The sequence below is a fragment of the Ruegeria sp. BG7 genome (assembly GCF_056535685.1).
Genome location: NZ_JBQFIU010000001.1, coordinates 2,741,370 through 2,757,979 on the forward strand (window position 1 = coordinate 2,741,370; position 16,610 = coordinate 2,757,979).

Below are 16,610 nucleotides of genomic sequence, written 5' to 3' on the forward strand. Positions count from 1 at the left end.
ATAGATGAGAGACCAAGGATGACTGACATTTCTAACCGACCTCAGTTCTTCACCTGTCACAATGGCGACAAGGCCCCGTTGCCGTTCAGCAAAGCCGAGTATGACCGCCGTCTTGGCAAGCTGCGCGCCATCATGGCCAAGCGGGATATTCCGGTGGTGTTGCTGACATCGATGCAGAATATCGCGTATTATTCGGGCTTTCTATACTGTGCGTTCGGGCGCCCTTATGGCTGTGTTGTAACCCAAGACAACTGCACCACCGTTTCCGCCAATATTGATGCCGGGCAACCCTGGCGCCGGTCGGTTGAAGACAACGTGATTTATACTGACTGGAAACGCGACAACTACTGGCGGGCAGTTGCGAGCCTGATCGGGAATGCGAAACGGATCGGCGTCGAAGGCGACCACATAACGCTGGCGGCGCGCGACACGGCGCTGAACATGCTGGGCGAGCCAGAGTTGGTTGACATCGCCGCCGACACCATGGGCACGCGTATGATCAAGTCCGCGGAAGAAATCGAATTGATCAAGGGTGGAGCGCGCACTGCCGATGTGGGTGGCGCTGCGATCCATGCCGCAATCCGCGAGGGCGCAACCGAAATCGAAATTGCGATGGCCGGCCGAGACGCGATGGAAGTGGAAATCGCGCTGGCCTACCCGGATGCGGAATACCGTGACACATGGGTTTGGTTCCAATCGGGTTTGAACACCGACGGCGCGCATAACCCGGTCACCAAACGCGCGTTGCAAAAAGGCGATATCCTGTCACTGAACACCTTTCCGATGATCTCGAGCTATTATACGGCCCTGGAGCGGACCCTGTTCCTGGGCGAGCCGGATGCCGACAGTCTGCGCCTGTGGAAGGCCAATGTGGCCGCGCATGAACTTGGCCTGAGCCTGATCAAACCCGGCGCCACTTGTTCCGGTATCACCGCCGAGATCAACCGGTTCTTTGCCGACGAAGGCCTGCTTCAATATCGTTCCTTCGGCTACGGGCACTCGTTTGGTGTTCTGAGCCACTACTATGGTCGCGAGGCCGGTCTCGAACTTCGCGAAGACATCGATACAGTGCTGGAACCCGGCATGGTGGTCTCGATTGAGCCGATGCTGTGGATACCCGAAGGCCAGCCAGGTGCAGGCGGTTACAGGGAACACGATATTCTGGTTGTGGGCGAAGACGGAGCCGAAAACATCACCGGCTTTCCCTACGGGCCGGGGCACAACGTTATCGACGCCTGAGGTTTGGGGTGGCGCTTCGGCTCCACCCGCTTTTCATGTGCGTCGGGCACGTTCGTGAAAAATGAAACCCAGAAAATTCAGCAGAAGCTGCGCCGCCAGAATCTGAGTGCTTTCAGTGGGATCGTAGGCGGGGGCCACCTCGACCAGATCGATGCCGACCACGTCACCCCTTTTTGCCAGTCCCTGAAGGATTTCCAGAACGTCATAGTACAAAAAGCCTCCGTGGCTCGGAGTTCCGGTTCCTGGCGCGATCGAGGGGCAAAACGCATCGATATCGATTGTAACATAGTACCGTTTGCCTTTGGGAATGCGGTCAAGAACAGCCTCTGTTCCCAATCTGCGAACCTGCCGCACCGACAGGATGTCCGATCCGCGCGCACGCGCGTCGTCATACCCTTCCTTAGCGGTGGACGATACATTTCGAATGCCCAATTGGGTCATCCCTGAAACATAGTCTTTCTCGATCGCGCGGCGCATGGGATTTCCGTGCCCGTTGGTGACGCCATGACGTTCATCTACAAAGTCCAAATGCGCATCGATTTGAACAACGTGTATCGGGCCGTTTTCAGAGCAGTCGCTTTTAAATGCGGAAATGCAGGGGATGTTGACCGAGTGATCACCGCCAATCACCAGCGGAAGTGCCCCGGCCTTGAGAATTTTTTGCACGCCAAAGGCTATGTTCTTGTGGCTCGTCTCGGTCTTGGTGTGGACTATGTCCGCATCGCCCAGGTCGACGATCCGAACCGAGCTGTCCAGATAGGTCGCGTCGTCCTCATGATCATAGGCGCCAGCATGGCCAAAGCTGAAAAGGGTCGATGCCTCTCGCACGGCCCGAGGGCCAAAACGGGCGCCTGGGCGCCATTGGGTTCCAAAGTCGAACGGTGCGCCGAGCACGCAAACGTCGGCGTCAATTTTGTTCCAGTTTTCGACATATGGAGATTTGCCAAAAGTCGAGATTCCTACGAAGGGTAAATTTAGCCGCCCAGACGCATATCCATGACCTTGCACTTGCATTCCTTTCACTGGAAGTGTCCCTTCCACTGCATGTGAACATAAGTAAGTACTGAATTGGAAGGTCTTGTAAGATGAACTTTGCTTGATAGAGGGAGGACGGTTGCGTAGCTTTTGCCCATGACCAGACCCGCCTCCTTCAAGTACTTCAAAGCCAGCCCCGAGATCATCCACCTAGCAGTAATGCTGTACTTCCGTTTCCCACTCTCGCTTCGGATTGTGAAAGCTTTCAAAGATGAACAGGTGGATGCCCTTACCCAGTTCGCTGAAAGTATGCGCCTTAGTCAAGGGACATATTTCGATACGGGTCCTTACTCCGGCCGCCGCCAACGCAACTATCGACCTGAACAACCAAGAAGGGAAGATCGCACGCGGTTCTGACGCTGCGCGAGGGCGCTTTCGACCGAGCTGTGCGTGGGTATGAAATCTTAGACCTCAAACGTCTGCGATGAAGCGCAAAGCTGCCATTTGGGCTAATTGCAGCGAAGGTCTGGGCCGAGCCCAAAATGCACTATGCTGCGCGACGCGCGAAGGTCGGCTGTGTTGCATCCCTTCGCCAGATCGCGCCGGAATTGAACGCGGGGCGGCAAATGGCACGCGACCACCGTGCGGAATATAAAAATGGCGAAAAACAGTGCTGAGGCGGTTGCGGCCTAGAGATTACCCGTTCCGATTGTTACCCATCGCGTTCGACACGTTTGATTGGCATATTCCGGTCGTCTTTGCAGTTCCATCATCACGACATGAGAACCTACGACATTGATACCTTTGTTGCCCATCGGTGCGCCAGCTTCGGAAACGAGCGTTTCATAAAGCGAAAGGTTTTCTTTCTTTAGGACCAAACCAGTGTCTTCACGCCATGCGAACCAGAAATCATCTTCGGGATCGGTTTCTAGCGCAAGCCCGTGAACTGTTGTTTCTGTGGTAAAGAACGGCCATGCGTCTCCAGGTAGTAGCGACCGTCCGTTTCTGAACTTTGGGACAATATCGGGTATGAAATATGGCCTGTTCAGGTCGATCACGGCTTGCTTGCCGATATTCATACCGTTCGGAAGCTGAACGCAGCGTGTTGGAACACCCCAAGAGAAGGCGATTGCAAAAATTGCAACACATGTTCCGGTAACGAAAAGGACGCGGAATTTATCCATAGGCACTTCGCGCAGGGTCTAGGTAGATTTGTCCTCTCAAGGTTCCCGACCAATCGTCAGTTATTGAATACGGTTCACCAGTTTGAATCCCGAGCCGTTGAGGACCACGCGGTGGAAGGCCGGTGCGCCCCCGAAGGTAGTTATCTAGCGGCCTGTGTATGTTCTCAAAAATCGTCTCTCCTGGATCAATGACTTCAACACCTATATCAGCCGGATCAGCAAATTCGTCCCTCAAATAGAACTCAATTGAGCCTTCAACGGCCAGCACACCATGCTGTTCTTCGACGTTCACTGAAAATTCCCCGCCGATCACTGTATCACCAATACTGAAAACGACACCTGTCATGCCATAGGTGTTGTAAAACGTATCAGAGAAACTGCCATCGCGCTTCTCGCGAGCTGCCCTCTCAACTTGGTCTTTCAGGTTTTTATCCACCAAAGCCATGTATTGACTGACGATTGCGGAAAGGTGGCCGGTCTCGCGTACAGTGACGCCTCGACCATTGCCACGGTAATAGTGGTTCACAAAATCACTACTGCTCCAAGCGGCACCACTACCTGAGACACCCTGCAAGGCAATTTCCATAAACTCGGAAACCTCGGCGAAATATGGTTCCGCCGTGCAACGGCAACCGTAGTCTTCCCCAGGGTGTCCGCCTTCTGGTGGATTGTCCCATGAAAAAATCTGGCCTTCGCGTTCGGCATGTGCTGACCGAACCTTACCATCGCGACGCGTTCGCCAGATGTAGTGGGTGGCAGGTTTGGCGTTCTTCGTCTCAAAACGGATTGGCGTGCCCTTGCGCAGATATTGCACAAAGGCTTCTCGATATTCTTGGGGTTCAATCAGGGTCACATCGCACACTAGGCCTTTTGTTCGGCACACAATTGTGCCGTTCAGCATTTTAGAAATGGTTAACCATGAGTGCGCTTATCAGCCTGAATAAATGCGCTAGTCGCCACCATAGCTCTAAAGCTCCTTCGATAGTCAATGGCTGGAAAGAACCTGCTTTTGTGGGCTAGTGTTGTTTACTTCGATGAAGCAGACCTTTGAGGTGAACAATTGAAAGGCAGAAAAGTCCCGCATAGTAGTCGTTCAGGACTTTTCAGCAAACGTATGCATAAAGCTCAAAACGGACATGGATGAGCGATTAGCTTGCCGCTGTCTGAGGTTTTGTATTCGGAAAATCAAAAAAATTTCGGTGGTGGGCTTCGGTTGGCAGCTGTGGCGTTTCTCAGGAAATTTAAAAAAATTTTTTCGGAGGGGTGACAGGCTGTGGGTAGGCCCAGCTCCACTGGACCCGGTGTATTTGTCGGGGTGGGGGGGCATTTTCGGGATTTTCTCTGGCCTGATAAAACCCAGAACCGTGGCCTGCCTCTCGATCGAATAAAAACCTCGCTGCATTCTGGTACCAGGTCGATCTCTTTGTGCACCCCGATCGCTATTGGTTTGGGGTTTCGAGGGCCTGCGCGGTTTGCTTGCATCGCTCATGACGGTTCTTGACACCGCCCCAATCGGCGCGCGGCGCATCCACGGGCGCGCGCGCTACAGAAAGGCAGCAGAACAAAGAAAACTTGAGGTTTCTCATAAGGGGACATGCGTGTGTGTTTTAGTAGGTCCATTTCCCCGTAAGAGAGTTGAATATTTTCTGAATTTTCTGCCTTTGTTGCTTTCTAATCGCGCACAGCGCCCCTGAGAAAATCGGTTAACGCTCTTTCTTGGCTCGGCAAATCACCGATAATCACCTGTCGGTCACTGTTGGATTCAGAAACCTCCAAATCGAATGCACCACAGGTACGAAGTTGGTTCCAGAGGGCCTTTCCGTATGGAACGTTGTATCGCTCGTTGCCGTGACAGCGCGCCCATTCTTCATAAACCTCGCGAACTCTCCGCCTAGAAACCGTGAATGAGTGCCCCTCCCAGCCCGTTCCGATTGGGTTATCTTCGCCGTTTGCTTTCGAGAACGATGCCCGCCCAAAATCGTTGGGTAGTTCGCCATCTTCGACGATGCTGGCCCACCACCGCTGCGGCCCCGTGAGTGACCTAGCGCGCTGTTCCAAGGTCGCTTCCGTGATCACGCGGTCAGCCATTGGGTTGAAGCCGGACACGTCGCGGTCGAGCATTTTTTGCAGAAAGTGCGCCGCACCGTCGCCGCGAATGTGGTCGTGCAGAGGCTTGAAGTATTCAGTGTCGTCTTTCCGATGGTCTGCGACCTCGCAGACCATCACGCGGCGGTCGTCCACGTCGATTTGGATTGCATGGTCCCGGTTGGTTGCGGCCACGATGCCCATCGATGAGGCCACAGAAAAGCTGTCTATGCCTTTCGGCTCAATTGCGATGGTTCCTCCCGTCACGCGGCGTTTAAGCTTCTGCGCCGCCCGTTTATCGCCCGCGAACAACGCCTCATCAGCGAACACATAGCAGGCGTTTGCGAGGTGCTTGTTGAACTTGCCGGTCAGTTGCTCCGCGTCATCGACCAGCAGCCCGTGCTGCCCGAAAATCCGCATCATCAGGTCTTCGAGAATGATGCCTTTCCCGGTTCCCTGCCCAGACCGGAACACCAGCATCGTACCCATCACACGGGTCGGGTTTGGGACTTTGAGCGCGAACCAGTCCATAACGTACTCATATAATTCCACGTCGCCTGCGCACAGCACGTCAAAAATGTGGTCGAGGATGATCTGGCAGTCACCATGCTTCGGTACGACGCCGAACCCCTGTCAGAGGTTCAGTACGTCCTCGGATACCGTGCCGGTAGGGTCGAGGGCGACCGACAGGTACGTAGGCCGGTCCAAGCTTTCGAGCCACAGGCGGCTCGCAGGTTCGTTTTCGTTGCCGACCCTTATGAACTCGTTTTCCATCAGCAACGCGAAATCGGCGCGGGTCATCAGGTTCAACACTTTCCGGGTATCGCCGTCCGCGTTGAACGCTTCCTCGGCCCAATACCCCACACGGACTTTCCCGCCCTGGCGGAGAACGAAGTATTCGCCGTCAGCGAACAGTTCGGCCAGCTGCTCGCCTACGCTGGTTCCGTCTCGCGCCGTTATCATGTGTTTGAGAGACTTTTCCAGCGTACCCTTCCGAACGCCTTTCTTTTTTTAACTTGAGCCACAGTTTGTGGAGTGCCGCGTCGCGGTCCACGGCAGAATCCAATTCAGCGATGTCAGCGAGTTTCGCCTGTAGTCGCTCCTTTTTCATATCTTCAAATCCATCATTTTTGCGCGGCGTTCGGCACGGGTTCCGGACCTCGAAATATGTCCGACCGCGCCCTGCCGAGCTTGTCCTCCATCACTGCAACCACCGGACCAAGCGTGGTAGGTTTTTTTCAAATTCGGTTGGATCGACCTCTTCGGGGAGCGATTCTTGAATAAAGAAGGTTCGTATTCCCGCGTTTTCGTTGAGGTGTTCGGAAGGGCCTCCTTCGAGATGTGTCAATACGAGGTCGTTTATAAGGGATGAAACATCTACTTCTTTGAGGATTCTATTTAGGGCCAGGAGTTGTTCTTTGGCTATGTCCAGTCTGCTTTGAGGAAGCAACGCAGTTAAAGTGAGTAGTGCAATGCTGGTTGCTACAATATAGAAGTGTATTTTTCTCAAGTGATTTAGCATAGAATTGTAAATCTATTGACCCTGCGGCGCATAGTTATGTTTGGCGATTCTAGGGTAGGTGAACTTATTTTCAAAGCGATGTTTGCAAAATGCGTCGTGGCATTCGCACGCGCTACCAAAAGTACGTACGACCTGACAGGTGGGGAAAGAGTTTGCGACGGAACTTTCTGTGACTCTCGAAGTGGAAACTCTGCTGTTGTAGCGAACGACCGCTTCCTCGCCCTAACTTCGGATTGGAGTTGTCCGATTTGAGCTGCTTGCAGTCATTGTAGAGCAAAGCTCAGATGCCCGCTTTGTCCCGCGAGGCTGCCTTTTGTATTCGTTCCACTGAAGGGTCATCACTCAACCAGAGATCGCTTCACATAAAACCACTTCAGTGACGTTCGTGGGTCGTTGTTCCGGAGTGTTCATCTGTTGGCTGCTTGCGCCTCGACTTTTTTTGGCAGATACCCACGCGGCCTTCTGAGGTGTTTGCCCTATGCCCAAAGCCAGATTTTAAGTTAAGCTGACCCAAGCCGCATTCCTTGAAGAGCTTTGCACGCATGCGGCGACAAACTTAACCCCATTGAGCCCGTCATGAATCGTTGGATAAACAACGGACGCGGCAGGTGAACTCCCATTTCGGAAAGCTTGGATGGCTTCAGCAGCCTCCCCATAGATATTCGCGAACCCCTCCAGGTACCCCTCAGGATGTCCTGGCGGAACTCTACTTAACCGATTGGCAGCATCACCAGCCCCGGCGCCATTTCGCGTGATCAGACGCTTGGGCTCGTTGTAGGGCGTGAACCAAAGGTAATTGGGATCTTCCTGAGACCACTCTAGCCCACCTTTTTCACCGTAGATCCGCAAACGAAGTGCGTTTTCATTGCCGGGAGCCACCTGAGAAGACCACAACATACCCCGGGCTCCGCCCTCGAAGCGAAGCAAGACGTGGGCGTTGTCATCGACTTTGCGCCCCGGCACAAAGGCCTGCAAGTCTGCTGCCAGGCTTTCCGCCGTCAGCCCGGTTACAAAGCACGCAAGGTTGTATGCGTGGGTTCCGATGTCACCGGTTGATCCACCCGCGCCCGAGCGTTCGGGGTCGGTTCGCCATTCCGCCTGTTTGAAATCCTGCTGCTCGGTCAGCCAATCCTGCGGGTATTCAACCTGAACCACGCGGATCTTGCCAATATCGCCGTTGGCAACCATTTCACGCGCCTGCCGAACCATCGGATAGCCCGTGTAATTGTGGGTCAAAATGAATAGGGCGTTCGCGTTTTCCGCTGCTTTGACCAGCTTCTTTGCATCGGCAAGGGTCGAGGTGAGTGGCTTGTCACAAATGACATGTATACCGCGTTTCAGGAACTCACGCGCGGCGGCATAGTGGACGTGATTTGGCGTGACGATTGAGACCGCCTCGATCCCAGATTTCAGCCGGGCTTCCCTTATCGCCATTTGTTTATAGTCTTCATAGACCCGTTCGAGCCCCAATGCCTGACCACTTTCAAGAGATTTCTCTGGCGTCGAGGACAAGGCACCGGCAACCAGTTCGAACTTGTCGTCCAGTCGCGCGGCTATGCGATGAACACCGCCTATGAAGGCGTCGTTTCCACCGCCAACCATGCCAAGGCGAATGCGACCCGAGGTTTCTTCACTGCGTCCTGTGACCATCACTCAATCCCCAGCATTTTACGATTGGCGGCTTCGTCTGCACCACCGTCGGCGAAATCATCAAAGGCTTTCTCGGTCACACGGATGATGTGATCTGACACAAACTGAGCGCCTTCACGCGCTCCATCCTCGGGGTGTTTGAGACAGCATTCCCATTCGACCACAGCCCACCCATCAAAGTCATTCGCAGCCATTTTCGAGAAGACGGCACCGAAATCTACTTGGCCATCACCAAGCGACCGGAACCGCCCAGCCCGATCAACCCAGCTTTGATATCCCGAGTAAACACCCTGCCTCCCGGTCGGGTTGAACTCGGCATCTTTGACATGGAACATCCGGATCCGATCTTTGTAGATGTCAATATTGTCCAAATAGTCGAGGCATTGCAGCACGTAGTGCGACGGGTCGTATAGCATGCAGGCCCGTGGGTGATTGCCCGTCCGTTCCAGAAACATCTCGTATGTCACACCATCGTGGAGGTCTTCTCCGGGGTGGATTTCGTAGCAGACATCGACACCGCATTCATCGGCGTGATTCAGGATGGGCACCCAACGGCGCGCAAGTTCATCAAATGCCGTTTCAATCAAGCCCGCAGGGCGCTGCGGCCAAGGATAGACATAGGGCCATGCCAGCGCGCCTGAGAATGTCGCATGTGCCGAAATGCCCAAATTTTTCGAAGCGGACAGCGCCTTTTTGACCTGGTCCACTGCCCATTCTTGACGGGCCTTTGGGTTTCCTCTGACGCTTTCGGCCGCGAAGCCATCAAACGCACTGTCATAGGCAGGGTGAACGGCCACAAGCTGGCCCTGAAGGTGCGTGGACAGTTCAGTGACTTCGACACCATTTTCTCTGGCTTTGCCTTTGAAATCATCGCAATAATCAGTACTGGTCGCGGCCTGCTCGAGGTCGAATAACCGGCCATCCCAACTGGGGACTTGAACACCCTTGTATCCGCAATCAGCCGCCCATTTGGTGATCGTGTCCCACGAATTGAACGGCGCTTCGTCCCCCGCAAATTGCGCAAGAAACAAAGCTGGACCTTTGATCGTTTTCATAAAACTTCCTCCCCAAAACCTAAGCCTCTATGGCGGTATATTTTCCTTCAGATAGATATCGATACGGATACGTTCCTGGGCTTTGTTGAATGGCACTTTATCCGAAGTTGCCCGCAAAAGACGGACGGCAGAACGAACAATGTGCCCAGTGTCTTGCGAGATTAAAGCATCAAATGTGCCAAGCCTAAGCGCCTCACGACTGAGCGGCGTAAGCTCATGAGCTATGATCACCAGATCCTTGCTGAGTTTGTTCTCTGAAAGAAATTGAATCAGGCCTGCGTTGCCCGCTGCTGACGAGTATATTCCGACCAGATCCGGATAGGTTTCAAAGATTTCGGGCATCATCTTGTAAATCAGATCCGGGTCATCGCGGCCCTCGACAGATGCGACGACTTGGAGGTGTGGAAATTCCTCAGCTACAACTAGGTCAAAGCCCTGGCGACGTTCGAGGTGGTCACGCGCCAAACGGGATCCTGTAAGAACCAAGACCTTGCCTTCGCGATGGACAAACCTCCCCATCAATTGAGCGGCGGTTCGTCCTGCCGAAACGTTGTCAATTCCTACAAAATGGTCTCGCTCAGAGCTGGGCAAGTCAGACACCAACGCAACCACAGGAACGCCTTTGTCCCTGAGCCGTTTTACCGCATCGCGAACAGAAGGCGTTTCGGGCCCAAAAACAGCAACCCCATCAACTTCTGAACTGTCGACAGCATTCAAAATATTGACAATATCTTGCGGCTCAAACGGAGCGACTTTCCTTATCGCAATACGAGTCCGCTCGATAAATTGGTCGCGGGATTGTTCTGCGATCTGACTGCTGATTGCCTCCACAAACTCGTTGTCCGTGTCCGGCAGAACAAAGAGGAAGTTGTAAACTCGGTTTCGTGCAAGGTTTGCCGCAGCGGTGTCACGCACATACCCCAGCTCATCAATTGCCTTTTGCACCTTCTGTACGGTTACGGCCCGCACGCCGGGACGTCTGTTCAAGACCCGGTCAACAGTCGCTAGGCTAACACCCGCAACGCGCGCGATGTCATTAACGGTTGGCTTTTTCACCAATTCTAATCTTTGTTTTTGGTCTTCCACGTGTTCTTCAGCCCTCAATCTCCCGCGCTAAGCCTTCAAACAACAAAGCAACAGCCTCAGCGCCGGGATCGTTATGTCCAACAAGGTTTTCTTCGGGAACATAAGCTGCACGGCCTGCCTTCGCACGACGAATATTCGCGGTGTTGTTCGCACCTTCGCGGGCAGCCTGGGCCGCATGTTTCAGACCAGATGGCAGTGCAGTAAGTGCCGGTGCTAGGGCGTCAATCATTGTCCTGTCACCGACCTTGGCGCCCCCAACCTGGCTGACGCGATTCAGTCCTTCAACCAGAGACTTCGATACCGAAGCCCCGCTCGCACAGGCATCTCCGGCTGCGTTGAAGAAAATTGCAAGTATCACGCCGGAAGAACCACCCATGGTTTGGCTTAACTCATTACCCAACGCCGGAAACAGTTGTGTCAAATCGGCAAGCGGCATGCGGTCAAGACTTCCTTGCAATGCTCTTGCGGCAGTCGCCAATGTGCTTCCTGTATCGCCATCCCCGGACTTTGCGTCCAGCTCGTTCAGGCTCTTCTCTGCGTTAATAAGCAGCTCAGACAGCCGGGTGATCGTTTCCCTTGTGGTGGGATTGTGCGAAGGGATTGGATCGATCGGGGTCAGGCCATCAGGCAATGGTGCAACTTTGATCGGGTCGATGGAATTCACCCCGGGCCAAGCGGCCAGATCAACAGACGTTTCAAGGGCTGACAAATCGTCCTGATCCACGGGCAGAATGGATACCGAAAACCCGTGCATATCCAGCGATGTCATCATTGGTGCCGGGCCAATGATATGATGGGCAATACCAGTCTCGAACAAGGCATGCGTGAGGACGGCCATTTCCAGTGGAGTTGTAGAGCCCAGGTTGTTGACCAAGGCTACACAATCCCCGGACCCAACCCGTTGCTTCAGCTTCTCAACTACTGTGGACATAGCCGATACGGCATTTGAGAACTCGACTTGCTGTACACCAGGTTCGCCATGGATGCCCAATCCAAGCTCTGCTTTGCCAGGGGCAATCCGGTCTTCTTTTGGAGAACCCGGAACGGTACAGGTGTCCAAGCTCATTCCGATGCTGACAACCTTTGCTATGGTGTTTCTTGCTGCGGTGGCAACGGTATCTAGGTCAGCACCGCTTTCAGCAAGCGCTCCGGCTATTTTGTGAACGAACAACGTACCCGCCACGCCACGTGGTTGCGGAAGGTCGGGCAGGGCGATGTCATCATCGACAACGACCATTTCAACCTTGCGGCCCAATGCGCGGGCGCGTTCCGCTGCCAGTCCAAAATTCAATCGATCTCCAGTGTAATTCTTGACGATAAGCAGGCACCCTGCCTCACCTGTGACCGCAAGAATACCTGCCAGAACCGCCTCGACCGACGGGGAGGCGAAAACTTCGCCGCAGACCGCGGCTGTCAACATACCGGCACCAACGAAACCCGCGTGGGCGGGCTCGTGACCAGACCCACCGCCAGAAACCAGGGCGACTTTCGATTTGTCCCAATCTGACCGGTAGACAACCTTGATATGCGGGTAGCCGTCCAATCGGGTCAGTCGCCCTCCTGATGACGCGAGGAGACCGTCTATCGCTTCTGTCACCAGGGTTTCTTTTGTGTTGAGGAACTGGGCCATGCTTTTGCTCCTTAATTCACGCGCGCGCCGGACGCGTCAAAATACAACGGGTTGTTGGGGCGGATTTTTATAATCTTTCCAGATGGGTAGTCCTTATGGACATCGATCAGGGTCACCACCGAGTGACCATTCAGATCCAGATGCAGCCGTGTTTGGTCTCCCAGATGCTCGGCGCGTATCACGCGCGCCTCGCTGCCTTCGCCTTCGATGATGTTTTCTGGGCGCAGGCCAATCTGCGGACCTTTGTGATCGCCCCCAAACAAATCGGACGGTAGGATGTTGATCCGTGGCAGACCCAACCTGCTGGCCACGTAAACACTGCCGGGATTTTCATAGATGTCGCGAGGGGTGCCATACTGAACCAGCTTGCCGTTTTCCAAAACGCCGATATGTGTCGCCATTGTCATGGCTTCGACCTGATCATGCGTCACGTACAGTAAGGTCGACCCCAGATCGGCCTGAATCCTTTTAAGCTCGACCCGCAAATCCGCCCGGAGCTTGGCGTCCAGAGAGCTGAGCGGTTCGTCCATCAGGAATATCTGGGGGTCACGCACAAGCGCCCGTCCAATTGAAACGCGCTGCATTTCGCCACCAGACAGTTCAGTCGCTTTGTTGTCCAGCTTGTGCGGAATTTGCAGGATCTCAGCGACTTCGTTAACCTTCCTCGTGATCTCATCCTCTGGTGTCTTCAGGATCGGCGACCGCAAAGGGAAAGACAGGTTCTCGCGCACCGTCATATGCGGGTACAGCGAGTATTGCTGGAAGACCATCGCCACATCGCGCTGGGCAGGTGTATCTATACCGACGTCACGCCCGGCAATGCGTACTGTTCCAGAGTCCAGTTTCTCAAGCCCGGATATCAATCTCAGCGTCGTCGTTTTTCCCGCACCTGTCGGACCCAACAACACCACAAAGGCGCCGTTGGGGATCGTCATTGAGATATCATCCACCGCTTTAAGATTGCCGAATGATTTCGAGATATTCTCCAAAACGACTTCAGCCATTGCTTAGCACCTCGTCGTTCAGGGCGGACCTCAACGCGCGCCCGGTTGATTTTTCAAATAGGGTTACCGCGTGAGAGCGGAACTCCAATCCCACCGTCTCGCCGGGATTTACGACGTCGCGGGCATCAATCCGGGCTTTCAGCTCTCCGTTCGGGCTTTGCAGCGTCACGATCTGGGTGGTTCCCAAGTATTCTGCGGCCAGGACCTTGGCCCGGTATGCGCTCGTATCCGATAGAAAAACATGTTCGGGGCGAACGCCAAAAACCAAGTCACCTTCCGCCCCTTCCATCAGTTTGGGTACGGCTTCGTCGTGACCATTCAGTCGCACCATTTCCGAATCGGGCGCGACCTTTCCCTGAAAAGGCAGGAAGTTCATCGAAGGAGACCCGATAAAATCTGCAACGAACATTGTGGCTGGTTTGTCGTAGATTTCCTGAGGTGTGCCGAATTGCTCGATCACAGCGTTGTTCATCACTACGATCTTATCGCCCATTTGCATGGCTTCTAACTGATCGTGTGTGACGTAAACAGTGGTTGCGCCCATACGGTCATGAAGCGCGCGCAATTCTTCGGCCATATGCTCCCGAAACTCGGCATCCAAGGCGCCCAGCGGTTCGTCCATCATAAACGCTTTGGGTTCGCGAACGATCGCGCGACCCAGCGCCACGCGCTGCCTGTCGCCGCCTGACAACCCTCCTACGGGGCTGTCGAGGATGTCCTTGATCCCCAGAATTCCCGCGACTTCCTCTACTTTGGCTTTGACGGCGCCACGCGGCATGCCCTGCGATATCAGGGGGTAGCTTATATTCTTGCGTACGTTCATATGCGGATACAGCGCGAACATCTGGAACACGAAGGCAATGTCACGCTCTGATGGCGGTCGCTGGCTAATCTCTTCACCGTCCAGATAGATTTCGCCCGACGTTGGAAGCTCCAACCCCGCGATCATCCGCAGCGTCGTCGTCTTTCCGCAGCCAGATGGCCCTAGCAACATGAAAAACTCACCGTCTTCAATCGTGAACGAGCTTTCGCGGACAGCCGTGAAATCGCCGAACATCTTCTTTACGTTTTTGACTACGATCTGGGCCATTTCTACTCCGGGAAATGGCTGACGATGATGAACATGACGGTTCCGATCAGCGTGACGATGAAAGAGTAGGTGAAGGCCCAAAGGACAAAGGGTTGCATCAGCATGAAGACACCCAGTGCAATAAGGATGGTTGCGACCATCTCCCATGGGCCGCGGCGGAGCCGTAGTAATCCGGTAAGAAATTCGCTCATTTGCGTACGGCTCCGAATGTGATCCCGCGCAGCAAATGTTTGCGCATCAGGATGGTGAAAATCATGACAGGGATCAGGAAGATCGTCGCGCCAGCCGCTACAGCAGGCCAGTCCAAGCCGCCAATACCGATGATGGTCGGGATGAAGGGCGGTGCAGTCTGCGCGTTTGCGGATGTTAGCAGTACGGCAAACGCGTATTCATTCCAGGCGAAGATCAAGCAGAAGATTGCAGTTGAGGCTATGCCTGTGGCGGCTTGCGGCAGCACCACTTTGTAAAACGCCTGAAACCTCGTGTAGCCATCTATGAGGGCGGCTTCTTCGTATTCGCGTGGGATTTCGTCGATGAATCCTTTCAGCAGCCAGACCGCCAGCGAAATGTTCACGCCCGTGTACAACAGGATCATCCCAAGATGCGTGTCGCTCAGCCCAAGGTTTCTGAACATCAGGAAGATTGGGATGGCGACGGCAACCGGGGGCATCATCCTCGTACTAAGAATGAAGAACAAAAGATCGTCCTTGAGTGGAACTTTGAACCTGCTGAACGCATAAGCGGCCAGCGTGCCTAGGAAGATACTCAAGAAAGTCGAGCCAAATCCGATGATAACCGAATTCATAAAGCGCTCACCGAACTTCGATGGTCCTACAATCACCATGTCATATTGGCGCACGATCTCATCGGCCCAGTTCTGCGGGGGATTAGCTTCCAAAAACTCCTGCGTTTGCCGTGTGCGCGTGGTGAAGAGATTGACGTAGCCTTCAAGCGTTGGGTCAAAAACTACTTTGGGCGGATAGCTAATCGCGTCGGCGGGCGATTTGAAACCGGTCAGCAAGATCCACACCAGCGGGATCATCGTGATCAGCGCATAAGTTATGACCAAAAAGCCTGCGATCCACTTGGACCGGTTCGAAGGTTCGGTGACGGAAAAACTGCTCATCTCTGTTTCACCTTGTTCAGGGCTTTGACGTAGATCGACGCAAGGCCGAACACGGTGACGAAAAGGATGATCGCATAGGCCGAGGCATAGCCGGTGCGCCACTTCTCAAACGCCTCCCGCTTGAGATTGATTGAGGTGAGTTCCGTTACAGAGCCGGGCCCTCCGCCGGTCAGCTGAACCACCAGATCGAACATCTTGAAGTTCTCGATCCCTCGAAACAGCACTGCGAGCATCAGGAATGGCAGCACCATCGGGATAGTGATCGTGAAGAACTGCCGCAGCTTGCTGGCCCTGTCGATCTCAGCCGCCTCGTAGATGTAATCGGGAATGCTGCGCAGCCCGGCCAAACAGATTAACATCACGAAGGGGGTCCACATCCAGGTGTCGACAATCACTATGGCCCAGGGCGCCAGTGTTACCGACCCGAGCATCTCAAAGCTCGACGGGTCTTTGCCTGTGAACCATGACACGATGTAGTTAAACAGCCCGATTTGAGGTTGATACAAGAACTTCCAGAAGTTCCCGACGACTGCAGGAGACAGCATCATCGGCAGCACGATAATCGTGGTCCAAAGATCGTTGCCCTTAAATTTCTTGTTGATCAACCAGGCCAGAGTAAACCCGATCAAGACCTGGAAAAAGATCGTCCAGAACAGGAAGTGCGCCGTCGCCTGCATATTTAGCCAGGTGTCCGAGTCTGTCAGAATACGCTCGTAATTCCTGAGCCCCACATCTTTGACTTCGCGCCCGATCCGGTTGGCCTTGTAGTTGGTAAAGCTCAGTTGGATGGTCCAGATCAACGGAAAGATGTTGATCGCCAGCAATAGGAAAATCGTTGGGGAGATGAATATCCAGGCGATCGCGCGGTCGGATAAACCTCGGATTTTTCGCGCAACTCGCTCGGGCGTTGCCTCCGCAACGCGATCTACGGTCCGGTCAGACATCTCTTTGCCAGTTCTTGTTG

The 16,610-nt window shown here is 54.1% G+C and carries 15 protein-coding genes and 1 pseudogene; 2 read left to right on the forward strand and 14 right to left on the reverse strand.

What is annotated here, in order from left to right; all coding sequences use genetic code 11:
* Positions 1 to 18: 18 nt before the first annotated feature.
* Positions 19 to 1,239 (forward strand): aminopeptidase P family protein, encoded by a 1,221-nt coding sequence (locus tag ACR3EH_RS13660; protein WP_171186584.1) that lies wholly within the window; start codon positions 19 to 21, stop codon positions 1,237 to 1,239.
* Between the two features lie 33 nt (positions 1,240 to 1,272).
* On the opposite strand, the gene speB is transcribed toward ACR3EH_RS13660, so the two are convergent.
* Positions 1,273 to 2,247 carry an agmatinase gene (gene speB, locus ACR3EH_RS13665; RefSeq protein WP_171186683.1) on the reverse strand — a complete coding sequence of 325 codons (975 nt, stop codon included), beginning with the start codon at positions 2,245 to 2,247 and terminating at the stop codon, positions 1,273 to 1,275.
* Positions 2,248 to 2,370: 123 nt separating this feature from the next.
* Here speB and ACR3EH_RS13670 point away from each other — a divergent pair.
* Positions 2,371 to 2,493, forward strand: a pseudogene (locus ACR3EH_RS13670) (IS6 family transposase); the annotation flags it as partial.
* Between the two features lie 410 nt (positions 2,494 to 2,903).
* Here ACR3EH_RS13670 and ACR3EH_RS13675 read toward each other — a convergent pair.
* The 13 genes from ACR3EH_RS13675 to ACR3EH_RS13735 form a co-directional block, all read right to left on the reverse strand.
* Entirely contained in the window at positions 2,904 to 3,398 is a 495-nt protein-coding gene (locus ACR3EH_RS13675) for a hypothetical protein (RefSeq protein WP_171188637.1), read from the reverse strand.
* Entirely contained in the window at positions 3,391 to 4,251 is an 861-nt protein-coding gene (locus ACR3EH_RS13680) for a phage minor head protein (RefSeq protein WP_216601638.1), read from the reverse strand. Before ACR3EH_RS13680 ends, ACR3EH_RS13675 begins: the two co-directional genes overlap by 8 nt.
* Before the next feature lie 818 nt (positions 4,252 to 5,069).
* Complete coding sequence (locus tag ACR3EH_RS13685) at positions 5,070 to 5,963, reverse strand: primase-helicase family protein (RefSeq protein WP_171186557.1); 894 nt, start codon at positions 5,961 to 5,963, stop codon at positions 5,070 to 5,072.
* 153 nt (positions 5,964 to 6,116) lie between these two features.
* On the reverse strand, positions 6,117 to 6,446 hold the full coding sequence (locus ACR3EH_RS13690; protein WP_171186555.1) for a hypothetical protein: 330 nt from the start codon (positions 6,444 to 6,446) through the stop codon (positions 6,117 to 6,119).
* Positions 6,447 to 7,500: 1,054 nt separating this feature from the next.
* The gene (locus tag ACR3EH_RS13695; RefSeq protein ID WP_171186553.1) at positions 7,501 to 8,655 is read right to left on the reverse strand and encodes a Gfo/Idh/MocA family protein; all 1,155 of its coding nucleotides are present in this window, start codon (positions 8,653 to 8,655) and stop codon (positions 7,501 to 7,503) included.
* On the reverse strand, positions 8,655 to 9,710 hold the full coding sequence (locus ACR3EH_RS13700) for a sugar phosphate isomerase/epimerase family protein (RefSeq protein WP_171186551.1): 1,056 nt from the start codon (positions 9,708 to 9,710) through the stop codon (positions 8,655 to 8,657). Before ACR3EH_RS13700 ends, ACR3EH_RS13695 begins: the two co-directional genes overlap by 1 nt.
* A 27-nt stretch (positions 9,711 to 9,737) precedes the next feature.
* Positions 9,738 to 10,796: a LacI family DNA-binding transcriptional regulator gene (locus ACR3EH_RS13705; RefSeq protein WP_171186549.1), complete on the reverse strand. Its 1,059-nt coding sequence runs from the start codon at positions 10,794 to 10,796 to the stop codon at positions 9,738 to 9,740.
* A gap of 7 nt (positions 10,797 to 10,803) precedes the next feature.
* Positions 10,804 to 12,426 (reverse strand): dihydroxyacetone kinase subunit DhaK, encoded by a 1,623-nt coding sequence (locus ACR3EH_RS13710; protein WP_171186548.1) that lies wholly within the window; start codon positions 12,424 to 12,426, stop codon positions 10,804 to 10,806.
* A gap of 11 nt (positions 12,427 to 12,437) precedes the next feature.
* The gene (locus tag ACR3EH_RS13715; protein WP_171186546.1) at positions 12,438 to 13,430 is read right to left on the reverse strand and encodes an ABC transporter ATP-binding protein; all 993 of its coding nucleotides are present in this window, start codon (positions 13,428 to 13,430) and stop codon (positions 12,438 to 12,440) included.
* Positions 13,423 to 14,520, reverse strand: coding sequence for an ABC transporter ATP-binding protein (locus ACR3EH_RS13720; RefSeq protein WP_171186545.1), 1,098 nt, complete (start codon positions 14,518 to 14,520; stop codon positions 13,423 to 13,425). Before ACR3EH_RS13720 ends, ACR3EH_RS13715 begins: the two co-directional genes overlap by 8 nt.
* A 2-nt stretch (positions 14,521 to 14,522) precedes the next feature.
* Positions 14,523 to 14,711 carry a hypothetical protein gene (locus tag ACR3EH_RS13725; protein ID WP_155150119.1) on the reverse strand — a complete coding sequence of 63 codons (189 nt, stop codon included), beginning with the start codon at positions 14,709 to 14,711 and terminating at the stop codon, positions 14,523 to 14,525.
* On the reverse strand, positions 14,708 to 15,646 hold the full coding sequence (locus ACR3EH_RS13730; protein WP_010442361.1) for a carbohydrate ABC transporter permease: 939 nt from the start codon (positions 15,644 to 15,646) through the stop codon (positions 14,708 to 14,710). Before ACR3EH_RS13730 ends, ACR3EH_RS13725 begins: the two co-directional genes overlap by 4 nt.
* A complete protein-coding gene (locus ACR3EH_RS13735) occupies positions 15,643 to 16,590 on the reverse strand; it encodes a carbohydrate ABC transporter permease (RefSeq protein WP_093965437.1) in 948 nt (315 codons plus the stop codon). The genes ACR3EH_RS13730 and ACR3EH_RS13735 overlap by 4 nt, the downstream gene beginning before the upstream one ends.
* Positions 16,591 to 16,610: the final 20 nt, after the last annotated feature.

Excerpts from the sequence above, each read along its gene's own strand:
- ACR3EH_RS13660 (WP_171186584.1), top strand. The coding sequence starts at position 19 with ATGACTGACATTTCTAACCGACCTCAGTTCTTCACCTGTCACAATGGC.
- ACR3EH_RS13675 (WP_171188637.1), bottom strand. The coding sequence starts at position 3,398 with ATGGATAAATTCCGCGTCCTTTTCGTTACCGGAACATGTGTTGCAATT.
- ACR3EH_RS13685 (WP_171186557.1), bottom strand. The coding sequence starts at position 5,963 with ATGCTGGTGTTCCGGTCTGGGCAGGGAACCGGGAAAGGCATCATTCTC.
- ACR3EH_RS13690 (WP_171186555.1), bottom strand. The coding sequence starts at position 6,446 with ATGATAACGGCGCGAGACGGAACCAGCGTAGGCGAGCAGCTGGCCGAA.
- ACR3EH_RS13695 (WP_171186553.1), bottom strand. The coding sequence starts at position 8,655 with ATGGTCACAGGACGCAGTGAAGAAACCTCGGGTCGCATTCGCCTTGGC.
- ACR3EH_RS13700 (WP_171186551.1), bottom strand. The coding sequence starts at position 9,710 with ATGAAAACGATCAAAGGTCCAGCTTTGTTTCTTGCGCAATTTGCGGGG.
- ACR3EH_RS13710 (WP_171186548.1), bottom strand. The coding sequence starts at position 12,426 with ATGGCCCAGTTCCTCAACACAAAAGAAACCCTGGTGACAGAAGCGATA.
- ACR3EH_RS13715 (WP_171186546.1), bottom strand. The coding sequence starts at position 13,430 with ATGGCTGAAGTCGTTTTGGAGAATATCTCGAAATCATTCGGCAATCTT.
- ACR3EH_RS13720 (WP_171186545.1), bottom strand. The coding sequence starts at position 14,520 with ATGGCCCAGATCGTAGTCAAAAACGTAAAGAAGATGTTCGGCGATTTC.
- ACR3EH_RS13725 (WP_155150119.1), bottom strand. The coding sequence starts at position 14,711 with ATGAGCGAATTTCTTACCGGATTACTACGGCTCCGCCGCGGCCCATGG.
- ACR3EH_RS13730 (WP_010442361.1), bottom strand. The coding sequence starts at position 15,646 with ATGAGCAGTTTTTCCGTCACCGAACCTTCGAACCGGTCCAAGTGGATC.
- ACR3EH_RS13735 (WP_093965437.1), bottom strand. The coding sequence starts at position 16,590 with ATGTCTGACCGGACCGTAGATCGCGTTGCGGAGGCAACGCCCGAGCGA.